The sequence below is a fragment of the Arthrobacter sp. FW306-06-A genome, from assembly GCF_021870055.1.
Classification (GTDB): domain Bacteria; phylum Actinomycetota; class Actinomycetes; order Actinomycetales; family Micrococcaceae; genus Arthrobacter.
This window is the reverse complement of the sequence record NZ_CP084552.1, coordinates 758,953-775,268: the sequence shown is the minus strand read 5'-3', so window position 1 is coordinate 775,268 and position 16,316 is coordinate 758,953. Positions and strand designations below refer to the sequence as shown.

At 66.1% G+C, this 16,316-nt stretch carries 13 protein-coding genes; 7 read left to right on the top strand and 6 right to left on the bottom strand.

Going from position 1 to position 16,316, the window contains the following annotated elements; all coding sequences use genetic code 11:
• Position 1: 1 nt before the first annotated feature.
• Genes LFT49_RS03825 through LFT49_RS03815 form a run of 3 tightly spaced genes read right to left on the bottom strand, consistent with a single transcriptional unit; the run spans position 2 to position 3,300 of the window.
• Positions 2–925 carry a carbohydrate ABC transporter permease gene (locus LFT49_RS03825; protein WP_236801016.1) on the bottom strand — a complete coding sequence of 308 codons (924 nt, stop codon included), beginning with the start codon at positions 923–925 and terminating at the stop codon, positions 2–4.
• Positions 922–1,932 (bottom strand): carbohydrate ABC transporter permease, encoded by a 1,011-nt coding sequence (locus LFT49_RS03820; RefSeq protein ID WP_236801015.1) that lies wholly within the window; start codon positions 1,930–1,932, stop codon positions 922–924. Before LFT49_RS03820 ends, LFT49_RS03825 begins: the two co-directional genes overlap by 4 nt.
• 6 nt (positions 1,933–1,938) lie before the next feature.
• Entirely contained in the window at positions 1,939–3,300 is a 1,362-nt protein-coding gene (locus tag LFT49_RS03815; RefSeq protein WP_237429800.1) for an ABC transporter substrate-binding protein, read from the bottom strand.
• 220 nt (positions 3,301–3,520) lie between these two features.
• Here LFT49_RS03815 and LFT49_RS03810 point away from each other — a divergent pair, with 220 nt between their 5' ends.
• Together LFT49_RS03810 and LFT49_RS03805 are read left to right on the top strand one after the other, a co-directional pair.
• Positions 3,521–4,573, top strand: coding sequence for a LacI family DNA-binding transcriptional regulator (locus tag LFT49_RS03810; RefSeq protein ID WP_373462148.1), 1,053 nt, complete (start codon positions 3,521–3,523; stop codon positions 4,571–4,573).
• 277 nt (positions 4,574–4,850) lie between these two features.
• Positions 4,851–5,387: a hypothetical protein gene (locus LFT49_RS03805; RefSeq protein ID WP_236801011.1), complete on the top strand. Its 537-nt coding sequence runs from the start codon at positions 4,851–4,853 to the stop codon at positions 5,385–5,387.
• A 101-nt stretch (positions 5,388–5,488) separates the two neighbouring features.
• Here the strand turns inward: LFT49_RS03805 and LFT49_RS03800 are convergent, their stop codons facing one another.
• Together LFT49_RS03800 and LFT49_RS03795 are read right to left on the bottom strand one after the other, a co-directional pair.
• Positions 5,489–6,268: an SDR family NAD(P)-dependent oxidoreductase gene (locus LFT49_RS03800; RefSeq protein WP_237429799.1), complete on the bottom strand. Its 780-nt coding sequence runs from the start codon at positions 6,266–6,268 to the stop codon at positions 5,489–5,491.
• Positions 6,269–6,360: 92 nt separating this feature from the next.
• The gene (locus LFT49_RS03795; protein ID WP_236821207.1) at positions 6,361–6,708 is read right to left on the bottom strand and encodes a hypothetical protein; all 348 of its coding nucleotides are present in this window, start codon (positions 6,706–6,708) and stop codon (positions 6,361–6,363) included.
• Positions 6,709–6,921: 213 nt separating this feature from the next.
• Here LFT49_RS03795 and LFT49_RS03790 point away from each other — a divergent pair, with 213 nt between their 5' ends.
• Positions 6,922–7,143, top strand: a complete 222-nt coding sequence (locus LFT49_RS03790) for a hypothetical protein (protein WP_236802777.1) — start codon at positions 6,922–6,924, stop codon at positions 7,141–7,143.
• 160 nt (positions 7,144–7,303) lie between these two features.
• Entirely contained in the window at positions 7,304–7,966 is a 663-nt protein-coding gene (locus tag LFT49_RS03785; RefSeq protein ID WP_237429798.1) for a DUF4232 domain-containing protein, read from the top strand.
• A 130-nt stretch (positions 7,967–8,096) separates the two neighbouring features.
• On the opposite strand, the gene LFT49_RS03780 is transcribed toward LFT49_RS03785, so the two are convergent.
• Positions 8,097–8,570, bottom strand: a complete 474-nt coding sequence (locus LFT49_RS03780; RefSeq protein WP_373462147.1) for a DUF4383 domain-containing protein — start codon at positions 8,568–8,570, stop codon at positions 8,097–8,099.
• Positions 8,571–8,762: 192 nt separating this feature from the next.
• Here LFT49_RS03780 and LFT49_RS03775 point away from each other — a divergent pair, with 192 nt between their 5' ends.
• From LFT49_RS03775 to LFT49_RS03765, 3 genes are read left to right on the top strand one after another with little or no spacing between them, the layout of a single operon-like run.
• Positions 8,763–10,328 (top strand): FAD-dependent oxidoreductase, encoded by a 1,566-nt coding sequence (locus LFT49_RS03775; protein ID WP_237429797.1) that lies wholly within the window; start codon positions 8,763–8,765, stop codon positions 10,326–10,328.
• A 44-nt stretch (positions 10,329–10,372) separates the two neighbouring features.
• Positions 10,373–15,478, top strand: a complete 5,106-nt coding sequence (locus tag LFT49_RS03770; protein ID WP_237429796.1) for a DNA glycosylase AlkZ-like family protein — start codon at positions 10,373–10,375, stop codon at positions 15,476–15,478.
• On the top strand, positions 15,471–16,301 hold the full coding sequence (locus LFT49_RS03765) for an Fpg/Nei family DNA glycosylase (protein ID WP_237429795.1): 831 nt from the start codon (positions 15,471–15,473) through the stop codon (positions 16,299–16,301). The genes LFT49_RS03770 and LFT49_RS03765 overlap by 8 nt, the downstream gene beginning before the upstream one ends.
• Positions 16,302–16,316: the final 15 nt, after the last annotated feature.

Here is a 16,316-nt window from a genome sequence, read left to right as displayed (position 1 = left end):
GTTATTTAACTCCTCCGGCGGTCAGCCCGCCTACTAGGTAACGCTGGAAAATCAGGTAGAGAATGACCACCGGTGCGGCGCACACCAGGGCTGCCGCCATCATCTGGCCGTAGAAGGGAATGGCGCCGCCTTCCTGGGAAGCACCAAAGATTTGAAGTGCGACGGCGGCCGTCTGGCTTTCGGGGCGCGTCATCACCGAGGCGAACAGCACGTCGTTCCAGCCGAGCAGGAACGCGAAGATGCCGGAGACAACGATGCCGGGCCAGCTGAGCGGCAGGATGATGCGGAAAAGGACTCCAACGTTGGACGCGCCGTCGATCCTTGCGGCCTCTTCGAGCTCCTTGGGAAGCCCGCGGAGATAGGTGACCATCACCCAGGTGGAGAACGGCATGGCGAACGTCAGGTAGGTGACGAAGAGGCCCCACTGGGTTCCGATGACCTGGATCCCCAGATAGGTGGCGGCCGAGGAAAACAGGACGAAGACCGGCAGCACCATCAGGGTGCCGGGCACGGACTGCAGGGCCAGCAGGCCACGGAGGATGGTCAGCCGGCCGCGGAAGGTGTAGCGGACCAGTACGAAAGCGGTGGAGATGGACATCGCGGCGGAAACCACAGCGGTTGCGCCCGCCACCAACACACTATTGGTAAGGCCGGTGGCCAGGCCCACGCTGGTCCAGATCTTTGAGTAGTTCTCGAACGTGACTGTCGATGGCCAGAACTCGCCGTTGGCCACGCCGATGTCCGAGTTCACCGAGGCCAGGAAGATGTACAGCACCGGGATCAGGACCAGGGCGCCCAGGAACACCAGGACGAAAATCAGCAGCGGGGTCGGGAGCAGCCGCAGCACCTCATGCTGCCGGTGCGAGCCCGGACGGTCGATGTCAGAGGCTGGGGCACTCCGCCGGGTGGCTGTCGTGGTGCTCATTTCTTTGCTCCAGGTGTTTCGGCGTCGTCAAGCTTGACAGCACGGAGGTAGACGAACAGCGGAATGGCGATGAGCACCAGGGAGATGAAGGCCATGGCGGCGCTCAGGCCAAAGCGGAAGCTCTGGAAGCTGGTGACGTAGGTCAGGATGGGCAGGACTTCGACGTCGGCCGGGGCCGGAACACCGAACAGCACGAACGGAAGGGTGAAGTTGTTGATGTGGTGCAGCATCCCGATCAGGAAGGCCAGCGACAGCGGGCCTTTCAGGTAGGGGAAGATCACGTACCGCAGCTTGTTCCACCACAGTGCCCCGTCCAGGGCCGAAGCTTCATGTACTTCGTGGTCCACGGACTGGAGGCCAGACAGCGCCAACAGGTAGATGAACGGCCAGGAGGCCCATATCTGGACCAGGACCAGTGTCCAAAAGGTCTGCGGCCCGTTGAGCCACAGCCCGACGTGAATGCCCACGGTGGCCAGGGCCTCGTCCACGATTCCGCCGGGCTGGAGCATGGTCCGCCAGACGGTGGCCACCACGAAGGATGGGAGGACGTACGGGATGAGGAAGATCGAGCGGATCACTGCCCGGCCCTTGAACGCGTTCTGCGTGGCAACCGCGGCGGCAATGCCCAGCGGCAGCGTCACCACCATGGCCAGCAGCGAGTAGCTGACACTGAGCCAGACGGCGTGCAGCAGCGGCGAAGCTGTAATCGCTTCAACGAAGTTTTCCACTCCGATGATCGGCGCGCTGATCCATTTCCGCAGGGTGTACTGGTCCAGGTTGAGGACCGACATGTAGATGCCCAGCAGGAGCGGTACCACGATGATGATGATCATCAGGGTGCCGCCGGGGATAAGCATCCAGAGGGGGCGGTTTCGTTCGCTCAGGCCTTTGCGGCGCAGTCCGCCCTCGTGGCCGTGCTGCTGCCCGGAATCGGGGACGTTTTGGGGCGCCCGGCCCGCGGCGGTATCTGCCGCGGGCCGGACTTCATGTGAGGCGTCGGTTGACATCAGAACTTATCCTTTGGAGGCCCGGTCCAGGGATGCCTGGCCCTTGTTCTGGGCGTCCTTGATCCTTTGTTCGAGGGCGGCCTCGTCCACCTTGCCGGCGGCCAGGTCAGGAACGGACTGGACGGTGACGTTGAGCAGTCCCAGCTGGATGTCGCCCCAGGCACCGGTGAACGGCGTTGCCTTGGATTTGGCAGCGGCATCGGCCAGCGGCTTCAGTTTGGGATCCGTCAGGTTGGCAAGCGCCTCGGCGTTCGCGGGCAGGTCACCGAAGGTCTTCTGGTAGTTCAGCTGCTCTTCCTTGGACGTGATCAGCTTGATGTACGCGAAGGCCAGGTCCTTCTGCTTGGAGTAGTCAGCCACCACCAGGTTGTCGCCGGACAGGATGCTGGCGGCATCGCCGTCGGACTTGGACTGGGTCTCACCCGGTGCGATGGTGGGCATCAGGGTGTATTCGTACTTGCCCGCAACTGCGGACTTGTCGAGGGTGGGGATGGAGCTGGACGTGGTCATCATCAGGTAGCCGGCCTTGCCGCTGGCGAAGGCCGCCACAGCGTTGCTGTTGCTCCAGCCCACGGACGCCGGGTCAACAACCTTGTCCTGGGTCAACCAGCCGAAGTAGGTCTGGTAGGCCTTCTTGACCGTGGGGTCATCCATTCTCAGCTTGTTGCCGTCCACCAGCGGGTTGCCGGCCTGCACGGACATGGCCCAGATGAACTTCCAGGGATCGTAGTTGTCCTTGTAGCCGGTGGCGATGCCGTAGGTGTCGCCGTTGGTCATCTTCTTGGCCTGGGCTGCCAGCTCATCCCAGCTGGTGGCGGGCTTGTCGATGCCTGCCGCTGCCAGCAGGTCCTTGTTGTAGGCCATGACGAAGGGCCGGCTGACGAACGGGATGCCGGCCAGGTGGTCCTTGTCCGGGCCCGAGATGCCCAGGGCGGCCTGGTTGAAGCGATCCTTGCCGCCAACTTTCTTCCAGTCGTCATCGGAAAGGGTGACAAACGCCTTGGTGGCGTAGGCCGTGGGTGTGAATGTTGTGCCAAGTCCGTAGATATCCGGGCCCTGGCCCGATACCACCGACGTCTGGATGCGGGTGAGCTCATCGTTGGCCGAAGCGAAGGTTTCAAACTTTACGTCCGCGCCGGTCTCAGCCTTGAACTTGGCCGCTATATCGCTCTGCCACTGCTTCTGCTGCTCGGGGTACTGGCTCAGGACGCCCACCAGGACGTTGAGCGTCTTGCCCGTACCGTCCACCTTCCCATCGGCGTTGGTGGAGCCGCCCCCTCCGGAACCGGAGCCTGATCCGCAACCGGTCAGGGCGAGTGCTGCAGCCGTGACAATCGCCGCGAGCCCAGTAGTCGATTTAAACCTCATTGTTTTTCTCCTCTAGGACACCCGCATGGCCACATCCGTCCTGTGGCGGAAATCACTGCAGGCGACTCGAAAGCCAGTCTAGGAAGACGGCAAGCCGGCGGCAAGCGGTTGCCAAAAGTTGCCATAAATGCTCAGATAGGTGCATCAGGCATCCAGCGGCGAGTAGCCTTGGAGGCCCCACTTGGCCGGCGATTCCGGTCCGCGAGGAAAGGCCACAGCGATGGCAGACCCGACAATGAAGGCGTCACGCCAAGCCAGTCCTGACGTGGGCGCACAGCGGGACCGGCCGCCCACCATCCGCGACGTTGCCGAGCTCGCAGGGGTCGCCACCTCCACCGTGTCACGTGCCCTCGCCCGGCCGGACCGCGTGAATCCCCGCACCCGGGTGCGGATCGAGGAAGCGGCAGCGGAACTCAACTACGTCCCCAGTTCCCAAGCGCGTGGGCTCAGTTCGGGCCGGACCAATGCAGTGGCAGTGCTGGTTCCCGACATCACCAACCCGTTCTACTTCGACATCATCCGGGGCACGCAGCACCAACTCAAGGCCGCCGGCGTCACCCAGCTCCTGGTGGACACCGAGGAGTCAAGCGAGATGGAGCTGGACGCGCTGCATAAGATGCGGAAATCCGCGGACGGGTTCATCCTTGCTGCTTCCCGCCTGTCGGACGCCCAGTTGGCCGAGGTCTCACAGTCGCAGCCCCTGGTGACCTTCAACCGTGCTTCCACCAGCGCTCCGACCGTGATGATCGATACGCCCTCCGCCATCATCCAGGCACTGGAGCACTTGGCCTCGCTGGGCCATCACAAGGTTTGCTACGTCGCAGGCCCACCAACCTCATGGTCCAACCAGATGCGGTGGAAGGTCTTCGAGGAGGATGCGGGCAGGCGTGGAATGGAAGTGCACCGCATTGGCCCCTACACCCCGAAGACCACTTCGGGGGCTGCTGCTGCCGATGCAGCGGTCAGGACCGGTGCAACGGCCTGCATCGTCTTCAACGACCTGCTGGCCATCGGCATGTTGCAGCGCCTGCAGGCCCGTGGCATCCGTGTCCCTCAAGACATGAGCATTATCGGATCGGACGATATCTTCGGCGCGGACTTCTGCAACCCACCACTGACCACCATCTCCAGCCCCATCGAACAGGCGGGCAGGGTGGCGGTGTCCATGCTGCTGGCACAGCTCAACCCGTTGTCAGGAAACGCCTCCCGCCAACTGGCCGTCATGCCCACCCATCTCACTATCCGGGAGTCCACGGGCCCCGCGCCGGCGTAGCCCCCGCATGGCGGCGTACATCCGTGGGTACCCCGGTGGTGTCTCCGCAGGACGTTCGAGGGGAAACCCATTACCCGGGCGTAGCCTACCGGCTCCTTTTGGCGCCAGCGCATACTTGAAGCACCACTCAGGCCAATGGACAGGGAATCGTCCCAACCGCACCCTCACCGGCAGTCCCGGGGATCCTGCCGGCCTCCTGGCGAAGGGTGGAGGCCATTTCCATCGCTTCGCCCTTGAACAGAAACAGATTCGGTCTCGAAAGGGCTGAAGATCAACAATGAACCGCACCAAAATGGGGCTGCTGTCCGTCGCCTCCGCTGCCGCGCTTGCCGTGGGCCTTGCTCCCGGCACAGCGCTGGCACACGGCGGATCCGGGCACGGGAACCCGGACCACAGCGACGACTGGCGGAGCAATGACGATCAGCGCCGGCTCGTCAGGACCCTGCGCCACGTCACCGACGACTACCGCTGGCTGGAAAATGCCGAAGCAGACGGCTACCGCAAAATCACTGAATGCATCGACAAAAGCGGGGTGGGGGCGATGGGCTTCCACTACGCCAAGCAGGAACTGATCGATGACAAGACCCAGGCCCGGAAACCCGAGGTGCTGGTGTACATGCCCGATGAGGACGGACGGTATGAACTGGTGGCAGCCGAGTTCCTCTCGACCGCGGCGGAACGTCCTGAGCTCGCCGGACTCGATTTCGAGGACGGACCGTTCCCCGGCTCGTACGCACTCCACGCATGGATTTGGCGGGACAACCCGGACGGCATGTTCGCTTCCTACAACCCGGACCTCACCTGCCCTAAGTAGGTCCGTCGCGCCCGGAATAGGGAAAGGCGGGCGTACGACGCCGGGAGCCACCCGCCGTCGTACGCCCGCCTCAAGCCGCCAGGCAGCTTAGCCGGCGTCAGCTACAACGCCGACCACCCGCCGTCGGAGGCAAGGATTGCACCGTTGACGTTGGTGCCGTCGTCGCTGAGCAGGAACGTGATCGACGCCGCGAGCTGCGCGGCAGTGGCCGGTGCTGGGATGTTGGCCTGCATCAGCGGGCCAAGGCGCTCGGCCGCCAGCTGCGAACCCCAGTTGGCCACGATGTTGGTGATGGTGGCGCCAGGTGCCACAGCATTGAAGCGGAGCCCCTTGGGCCCGTACATCACTGCCGAATTCCTGGTCAACCCATTCACAGCGTGCTTGGACGCAGTGTAGGCCGCGCCGGCTGCTGAGCCCCGCAAGCCGGCTTCGGAGGACACGTTGACCACAGAACCCGTCCCGGCATCGAGCATCAGCGGCAGCACCGCCCGGGTCAGCCGCATCAGGGCGGTGACGTTGATGCGGAACACACGCTCCCAGGTCTCGTCATCCACGTCGTGGATCGGCGCGAAGTTGTCCATGATGCCGGCAACGTTCGCCAGCGCATCCACCCGGCCACCCGCGGCGCGAACCACCGCTGCCACCGTTTCCTCCGTGGAGATGTCCCCCGCCACCGGGACCGGGTCCAGTCCGGCGTTCTGCTCCACGAGCTCGTCCAGCCGCTCCTTGCTGATATCGGCGGCTATCACCCGCCCGCCCTCTTTTGCCACCCGCAGCGCGGTTGCCTTCCCGATGCCCGAGCCTGCACCGGTGACGATGACGGTCTTGCCTGCGAAGCGGCCCTGCGTGACCACTTCCTGCCATGAAGCCTCGTTGCCCATGAGTTTCCTTCCAAGGTGCAAGCGGAATGCCCACGCCCAGGGCGGTGAAGGGCGGCATCCCCGGGATGCCGCCCTTCATTTCTGCTGAAAGGCTAGAGCTTGTCAGTCCTGTCTTCGCCACCCTTGTGGCCGGCTCCGCGCAGGTTTTCCTGGACCTTCCCGAACAGGTCCTTGATGGTGGACTCCGCGTTGGAAATGACGTCCACGGGAACGAAGACCTCATGGGTCACCGGCAGGTCGTATTCATCCTTCAGGTGCGTGCCGTTTCCCACGCCCGTCAGGGACAGGTAGACCATGGCCTCAGTCCGGGCAATGCCTGCGAGCTTGCCGAACACGACGGTGAACTCATTCGGCTGGAAACTGATGGTCTGCCCGATGTGGCTGCGGCCCAGTTCACCCGCGGGAACGGCCTTCTCCGACTGGCTTCCGGTGTAGTCCATGAACTTCTCCTTCGATCGCCAACACGTACGCAGGCAGTCTAACCCTGGCCCCTTCACCCCGTCACAGGCTCTGCTGGAGCCGTGCACAAAGTCCAGCCTGCGCTGGTGGCCATTCCTCCATTGAGCCCGGCAGTGGCGCCGCTGTTTGATGGCATCACCGGGCGGCAACGGCCGCGCCGGCCGGACCCCCTCAAAGGAAAAACCGTGACTTCAATGACGAGCCGCGTTAAGAGCCCGATAAAGAGCCCTGTCCGCTGGGACACCGTCGAGAACGGCGATGCAGTGGAAGTCAGGCACAATGGACGCACCGTGTTCAGCGGTCTGGTGGACGCCAGGACCGACGACGGCGATGTGGTGTGGGTGACAGCTCCTGCGGGCGGCCGGCGCCTGTTCCACATTGCAGACGGCTTTGACCTGGCGGGAGTGCCGGCATGACGGACTGCCCGGAGGACTGCCACTACTGCACCGGCCCCGAGACCGACTGAGGCAACCAGGGACGTGTTTGATACCCGGATCATCACGATCCGGGCATCAAATTGCCGCTACTGCAGGTGGCATCGTTGACGCGGGCAACAGGTACCGCGAAGGTGGTGCCATGAGGTCTCAGAAAATTTCCCAGGGGTTGGTTATGACGACGGCGGCTGCAGCGGCAGCACTGTTGCTCACCGCGTGCGGTCCAAGCCAGCCGCAGTCCCAGACGACGACGTCGCCCTCGCCCTCGCCCTCGGGCAGCGGGCAGGCCAGCCAGTCAGCCGCACCGTCGGCCACCACGCAGTCTTCGGCGCCGCCCACGTCAACGCCGTCCTCCCCGGCTCCCGCCACCACTGCCGCAGGCGCCCCCGGCCTGTGCAAGGCAGCCGGCCTCACCGCCGCCACCGACGCTTCCGGCGGCGGCGCCGCGGGCAGCGTCTACATGAAGCTGAACCTCACCAACAAGGGCTCCGAACCCTGCATCCTCAGGGGCTTCCCCGGCGTTTCCCTGGTGGCGGACGCCGCCGGGGAACCGATCGGCGCCCCGGCGACGCGGGACGACTCCGCCGGTGTGGTGGACGTCCTGCTGGCTCCCGGCCAGACCGGCACAGCAGTGCTGCGCTACACGCAGGCCCTCAACTACCAGGGCTGCTCACCCGTGGATGCCGCCGGCTACCGGATCTACCCGCCGGAGGACACCGACTCGCTGTTCATCCCGCAGCCCACAACGGCCTGCAGCAACGCAGACATTGCCCTGCTCTCCATCGGAGCATTCCAGCCCGCCTGACCCGCAAACCATTCCGTCAATGACTGAAGGCGGCCCGGCTATCAAGCCGGGCCGCCTTCAGTAGTCCTGGGCCGCCGTCGGAGGTTTCCCCCCGACGGCGGTCCTGTCAGTTATCGGCAGTGCAGTGTGGTTACCGGGCTGCCGTGCTGGTGCGGCCTGTGCGCGCCGTCCCGCGGGACAGCGCCACGCCCAGGCCGATCATGGCGACTCCGAGGACGAAGTGAAGCCAGTTGTCAGCACTGTTGACCGGCACGAAATTGGCTCCGCTGTCCTGGCCGATGAGCAGGCCGTAGAGCCACAGCACCAGATAGATGGCGCCGCCGACCACCAGGTAGTTCTTCGACGCTGCCGCAGTGCGGGCCATGGCGATGCCCGCGATGCCGAAGAGCAGGTGGACGATGTTGTGCAGGATCGAAACCTGGAAGATGCCCAGCAGCAGGGCGCCGGACCCGTGTCCAGCGAACCCCAGGGACTCGTAGTTGGAAATGATGCCCGGGATGAACCCGAGGACCCCCACCAGGAGGAACACCACGCCTACGGCAAGGGTGGCTTTTTGGATGTTGGTCCGGCCTACGGTGCGACCGCCGGAATTCATGGTTGTCATGATGTCTCCTGCTTGTGTCGTTGGTGCATCACTGGCTGCCGGGCGATGCACGACCATTGGTGCTCGACCGTAGACTTAACCCCCGACATCGTAAGTATACTTAGCAAATCCGCCGCGGATAGTAAGGGTCAGTAACAGACCCATCACAAATTGGCCTGTGAAGGCCTTGGACCGGAGGCAGGTTGGACCCGCATGACGTCGATTTGGCTGGACCGCAGGGAACCTTTCACATCTGACCCGTTCGAACCCGACACGAGGTACGACACAGTGGTGGCCGGCGCCGGCCTCACCGGTTTGGTCGCGGCGCTGCTGCTGGCCCGCTCCGGGCAGAGTGTGCTGGTGCTTGAGGCCCGCCACCCCGGCGCCGTGACCACCGGCAACACCACAGCAAAAGTGACCCTGCTGCAGGGAACGTTCCTGTCCCGGCTCGCCCGCCAATACTCCCAAAAACAAGTGCAGGCGTACGTTGACGGAAACCGGGAAGGGCAGGCATGGCTGCTGCGCTACCTCGAAGAACAGGGCGTGTCCTTCCAGCGCCGTGACGCCTACACCTACGCCGCCTCCGCCCAGGGCACCGAAAAGCTGCGGGAAGAGATCAGCGCCGCTACCACCGCCGGGCTGGACGTGGACTACGTCCGCGACGCCGGCCTGCCCTTTCCGGTACACGGTGCCGTGCGCATGCGGAACCAAGCCCAGATCAACCCGATGGACGTCCTTGACGCACTGGCGGCGGACATCCGCAGCCGGGGCGGACGGGTCGTCAGCGGCGTTCGCCTCCGGGACGTCACCGGTGACTCCCCATCCGCCGTCCGGACTGACCGGGGCAGCGTCAGGGCGGACAAAGTGGTCCTGGCCACCGGCATCCCCGTCCTGGACCGCGGCCTGTATTTCGCCAAGTTGAAGCCAAGCCGCTCCTACGCGGCCGCACTCCAGCTGCAGGAGGACCAGGCACCTCCGCCCGGAACGTACATCTCCGTTGAGCAGCCCACCCACTCCCTCCGCGACTACGAAGTGGACGGCAGGAACCTGCTGCTGGTGGGCGGCCACGGCCACCTGGTAGGCCGCACAGAGTCCGAAAAGGCACACCTCACCGGCCTGCTGGACTGGGCCGGGCAGCATTACCCCGGCGCCGTCACCACCCACAGATGGTCGGCGCAGGACTACATGCCCACCAACGGCATGCCGTTCTTCGGCAAACTCCCCCGCGGCAAGGGCCAGATCTACTTCGGCACCGGGTACAACAAGTGGGGAATGACCAATGCCGTGGCCGCCGCACTGGGCATCTCCGCGGACATCCTCGGTGGCCAGGTGCCTTGGGCGGACACCATCCACCACCGCATCACGTCGCCTGCCGGTGCGCTCTCCGCCGTCACGCTCAACGCCGGCGTGGCTGCCAGGATGGCCACGGATTGGGGAAAGGTGACCGCGGAGGGCCGGAAAATCGACGGCCTGAAACGGGGTAGGGACCAGGCTCCGGCACCTGTGGCAACTGGTCCGTCCGCTGCCGCCACCCCGCCGGAAGGGCAGGGCAAGGTCTACCGTGACGGCAACCGCCCGGTAGCAGTGTCCACCGTGGACGGAAGCACCTGCCGTCTGTCCGCAGTCTGCACCCACTTGGGCGGCATCCTGCACTGGAATGACAACGAACGAACGTGGGACTGCCCGCTGCACGGCTCCCGCTTCACCAACGAGGGCAAGCTCCTCGAGGGCCCCGCCACCAAGGATCTGCAGCAGGCCGGAACCCAGGCGCAACCCTGATCCATCGGGAGTTGAGTGTCAGTGGCTTGGGGCATGATGGAGGCATGAACCAGGAACAGCGTCCTGCCGGCAGCCGTGCTTCCGGCGCAGCTGCACCCATGGGCCAGTTCAGCCGGCCCACCCGGGAGTGGTTCCTGGGCGCCTTTTCCGAGCCAACTCCCGCACAGGCCGGGGCCTGGAACGCTATTTCCTCCGGCTCGCACGCGCTGGTGGTTGCTCCCACCGGCTCCGGTAAGACGCTCGCCGCCTTCCTCTGGGCACTCGACCGGCTCCTGGCGTCTGCGTCCCAGGCCCCTGAATCGGCGGCAGCTGAGACGCCCGCCAAAGGCAAACGGGCCCGTCCGCCCAAACGCAAGACCCGCGTCCTCTACATTTCGCCCCTTAAGGCTTTGGGCGTGGACGTTGAACGGAACCTGCGGTCACCGCTGATCGGGATCACCCAGACAGCCAAGCGGCTGGGACTTCCCGCGCCGCTGATCACGGTGGGGGTCCGGTCCGGGGATACGCCTGCCGCGGACCGCCGCGCACTTTTGAGCAGTCCGCCGGACATCCTCATCACCACTCCCGAGTCCCTGTTCCTCATGCTCACCTCCAAGGCCCGGGAGACCCTTGCCGAGGTGGACACCATCATCATTGACGAGGTCCACGCCGTGGCCGGCACCAAGCGCGGTGCACACCTCGCTGTCTCGCTGGAGCGGCTTGACGCGCTGCTGCCCAAACCCGCACAGCGCATCGGGCTCTCCGCCACGGTGGAACCCAAGGAACTCGTGGCCCAGTTCCTTGCCGGTTCGGCCCCCGTGGAAATCGTGGCCCCGCCCGCCAGGAAGAACTGGGACCTGACGGTCTCCGTACCCGTGGAGGACATGTCGGACCTGCAGGGTGCCGCGGGAGCGTTTGATTCCGGGCCGGCCTCCGGGCTCCAGCCGCAGGCATCCATCTGGCCGCATGTGGAGGAGAAGATCGTCGACCTGGTGCTGGCAAACCAGTCCACCATTGTCTTCGCCAACTCCCGGCGCCTGGCAGAGCGCCTGACGGCCCGGCTCAACGAAATCTACGCCGAACGCCAGCTGATTGCGGTGGGCGGCGGCTGGGACGATCCCACTCCGGAAGGGCACGCTGGTGCCTCCGGCACCCAGGAGGCAACGGCGTCGGGCGTTCCCGCGTCAACCGCCACGCCGGCCCACATGATGGCCCAGGCCGGAAGCTCCGCGGGGGCGGACCCCGTCCTGGCGCGCGCCCACCACGGTTCCGTCTCCAAGGACCAGCGCGCACTCATCGAGGACGACCTGAAGTCCGGCCGGTTGCGCTGTGTGGTGGCGACATCATCCCTGGAACTTGGGATCGACATGGGTGCAGTGGACCTGGTGGTGCAGGTGGAGTCGCCGCCTTCGGTGGCCAGCGGGCTGCAGCGGGTGGGCCGGGCCGGACACCAGGTGGGTGAGATCTCCCAGGGCGTCCTTTTCCCCAAGCACCGGGCAGACCTTGTCCACACCGCCATCACCGTGGAGCGAATGCTGAACGGCAAGATCGAACGGCTCAGCATCCCGGCCAACCCACTGGACATCCTGGCCCAGCAGACCGTGGCCGCCACCGCCCTGGGCAGCATCGATGTGGAGGAATGGTTCAGCACCGTCCGGCGCTCGGCCCCTTTTGCCTCGCTTCCCCGCTCAGCGTTCGAGGCCACGCTGGATCTTCTGGCGGGCCGCTACCCGTCCGATGAGTTCGCTGAACTGCGGCCTAGGATCATCTGGGACCGCAACGCCGGCACCATCGAGGGCCGGCCCGGCGCCCAGCGCCTGGCAGTCACGTCAGGCGGCACCATCCCGGACCGCGGCTTGTTCGGTGTCTACATCATCGGCACCGAGCAGGAAGGCGTGGCTTCCCCTGCGGAGGACGGAAAACCGGCCCGCGCTCCGAAAGGCGGCCGGCGCGTGGGCGAACTGGACGAAGAAATGGTCTACGAGTCCCGCGTGGGCGACGTCTTCGCACTGGGTGCCACCAGCTGGAAGATCGAGGACATCACGCACGACCGTGTCCTGGTCTCCCCCGCCTTCGGGCAGCCCGGCAAGCTTCCGTTCTGGAAGGGTGACTCCCTGGGGCGGCCAGTGGACCTGGGCCGTGCGCTGGGCGCCTTTGTCCGCGAGCTCTCGGCCTCCGACGCTGGCCCCGCCGCCGAACGCTGCAAGGCCAGCGGGCTGGACGACTTCGCGGCGAACAACCTCATCCAGTACCTCACCGAGCAAAAACAGGCCACGGAGGTGGTCCCCAGCGACACCACCCTGGTGGTGGAGCGGTTCCACGACGAACTCGGCGACTGGCGCGTGATCCTGCACAGCCCCTTTGGCATGCCGGTGCACGCGCCGTGGGCACTGGCTGTGGGGCAGCGGCTCCACCAGCGCTACGGGCTGGACGGCTCGGCGATGGCGGCCGACGACGGGATCGTGCTGCGGGTGCCCATGATGGAAGACGAGCCGCCCGGCGCCGAGCTGTTCCTCTTTGATCCCGAGGAACTGGAACAGATCGTCACAGCGGAGGTGGGTGGCAGCGCCCTGTTCGCGTCGCGGTTCCGGGAATGTGCGGCCCGCGCGCTCCTGCTGCCCAGGCAGACCCCAGGCAAACGCCAGCCCCTGTGGCAGCAGCGCCAGCGGTCGGCCCAGCTGCTGGACGTGGCCCGGAAGTACCCCACGTTCCCCATCGTCCTGGAAACGGTGCGCGAATGCCTGCAGGACGTCTACGATTTGCCCGCTTTGAAGGACATCGCCGCGTCCGTGGAACGGCGGGAACTGCGGATCCTGCAGACCACCACGCAGCAGCCCTCACCGTTCGCCAAGTCCCTGCTCTTCGGCTACGTGGCGCAGTTCCTCTACGAGGGCGATTCTCCGCTCGCGGAACGGCGCGCCGCCGCCCTGGCCCTGGACTCCACCCTCCTGAACGAGCTGCTGGGCCGCGTGGAGCTGCGCGAACTCCTGGATGCCAAGGTCATCGAAGCCACCGAGCGTGAGTTGCAGCGCCTGGCGCCGGACCGCAGGGCACGCGGGATGGAAGGCGTCGCGGACCTGCTGCGGCTGCTGGGTCCGCTGGCCCCTGAAGAAACCGCGGCGCGGTTGCAGGGCGGCGTCCCGGCGGTTGAATCTGTTGGTGAACCTGCCGAAACCGGGGCCGTCGAGGCCGGGCAGTTCGAAACCGGGCACGTCGAAACCGCAGCCCCTGAAACCCCGGCCGCCACCGTGGCAGAAGCGGCAGCGCACCTCGCCGCCCTCCAGCGCTCCAACCGCGCCATCAAGGTCAACATCGGCGGGGCTGAGCGTTTCGCCGCTGTAGAAGATGCAGCGCGTCTGCGGGATGCCATCGGCGTTCCGTTGCCCATGGGTGTGCCGTTGGCGTTCATCGAAACGGTTGCCGATCCCCTGGGCGATCTTGTCTCCCGGTACGCACGCACGCATGGTCCCTTCACTGCTGCCGAAGCAGCCGCCCGGCTGGGCCTGGGCGTGGCCGTGGTGGGAACCGCGCTGAAACGGCTGGCAGCGGACGGCCGCGTGGTGGAGGGTGAATTCCGGCCACATGTCACCTCGACGGCAGCCGCACTTGCAGAGTCAGCGTTGGATGAAACTGCACTTCCTGAATCAGCGCCGGTTGATGAACCAGCGCAGCCAACTGACGAGATCGCTTCGCCCGCTGAGGCGCCCGCGCCGGATGTCCCGCACTCCATTGCCAGTGAATGGTGCGACGCCGAGGTGCTGCGCAAGCTCCGCCGTCGTTCACTGGCTGCCCTGCGGGCGGAAGTGGAGCCTGTGGATGCCGCTGCCTACGGACGCTTCCTGCCCGCGTGGCAGCATGTCAGGACGCCAGGCGGTGGCCGCGGCCAGCCCTCGCTGCGCGGACTGGACGGCATCATCACGGCCATTGACCAGCTCTCGGGGGTGCCCGTCCCGGCGTCGGCGTGGGAGCCCCTGGTGTTGGCCACCCGCGTGTCCAACTACCAGCCCGCCATGCTGGACGAACTCATGGCCGCCGGTGAAGTGCTCTGGTCCGGCGCAGGCCCCCTGCCCGGCAACGACGGCTGGATCAGCCTGCACCTGGCGGACTCAGCTGAGCTGACGCTCAACCCCGCACCTGAGTTCGAGCCGGGGGACGCGGGCCGGCGGCTCCTGGACCATCTGCGCAACAACGGCGGCGGATACTTCTTCCGGCAACTGACGGAGGTGGCCGGCGGCATGGACGCCGTCCTGAGCGACCAAGAGGTGGTGGCAGCACTCTGGGATCTGGCGTGGGCAGGGAGGATCACCGGCGACACCTTCGCCCCCGTCCGCGCCCTGATCGCCGGTGGCCACACCGCGCACCGGCAGGTAGCCCGTGCACCGCGTGCCAGGGCGCCTCGGCTGAGCCGCCTGGGCCGTTCCCATGGCACCGGCCTCATGGGCTCCCCCGGACTGGCCGGCGGGCGGTACGGACCGCAGGGTACCGCCTCTCCGCCCACCGCGGCAGGCCGCTGGTCAGCGCTTCCGGAGCCTGAACTCGATCCCACTATCCATGCCCGCGCCACCGCCGAACTCCTGCTGGACCGTTACGGCGTGGTGACCAGAGGTTCGGTCATGGCGGAACAGATCATGGGCGGCTTCGGACTCATGTACAAGGTGCTGGCGCGGCTCGAGGAAGCAGGCCGGTGCCGCCGCGGCTACTTCATCGAGCACCTGGGCGCCGCCCAGTTCGCGGTTCCCGCCACCGTGGACCGGCTCCGCTCCTACTCCGAGGACAACCAACTGGCCAAGGCCGAACCCGTGGCCCTGGCCCTCGCCGCCACCGATCCCGCCAACCCCTACGGTGCCGCCCTGCCCTGGCCCGCGCTGCAGGAGGACGCCGGCACGGGGCACCGGCCGGGCCGGAAAGCGGGGGCGCTGGTGGTGCTGGTGGACGGCGCGCTGGTCCTCTACGTGGAGCGCGGCGGAAAGACCCTGCTGGCCTTCACCGAGGACGACGCCGTGCTGGCGGCAGCGGCTGCCGCGCTGGTGGGGGTGGTGACCCGCGGAGCGGTGGACAAGCTGTTCATGGAGAAGGTAAACGGTCACGACCTCCTGGACACCCCGGTCGCTGCTGCCCTGAGCTCGGCAGGCGCCTACTCCACCCCGAAGGGACTGAGGATCCGTGCCTGAGGGCGATTCCGTCTGGCGGGCCGCCCACCAACTGCATGAGGCCCTGGCGGGACAGACTTTAATTGCGTCGGATTTCCGCGTGCCCCGGTTCGCCACGCTGAACCTGGCCGGCTGGACCCTGAAGGAGGTTGTCCCCCGCGGCAAGCACCTGCTGATGCGGGTGGTCAGCCCGGAAGACAAAAGACTGACCATCCATTCGCACCTGAAGATGGAAGGCACGTGGCAGGTCTATCCGCCCGGCGGCAGGTGGCGGAAACCAGGCTTTACCGCCAGGTGCGTGCTGCGGACGGCAGTGGCAGACGCCGTCGGCTTTTCGCTTGGCATCGTGGAGGTGGTGGCAACCGCTAACGAGGACGCCATCGTCGGCTTCCTCGGCCCGGACCTCCTGGGCCCGGACTGGGACCTGGACGAGGCAGAACGCCGCATCCGCTCCCGCCCTGAAGTCCCCATCGGAGTAGCGCTGCTGGACCAGCGGAACCTCGCGGGCATCGGCAACATCTACCGCTGCGAAGCGTGCTTCCTTTCAGGGGTGCATCCTGCTACGCCTGTCTCCGAGGTGCCGGACGTCCGGACCATGATGACCGACGCCAAGCAGCTCCTGGAGGTCAACCTGGGCCCGGGACGCCGGGTCACCATCCTCAACACCCGTGGCATGCCGGTGGGCAGGATGGCCGGCAGGCCCGGCTACTGGGTGTATGGCCGGGAACGCCAGCCGTGCCTGAAGTGCGGTACGCCCATCCGGCGAGGACTTCTGGGCAAGCCCAATGGCGAAGAGGAACGAGACATCTACTTCTGCCCGAAATGCCAGCCTGCGCCTGGCTGACGTTCTGCGTTCAGG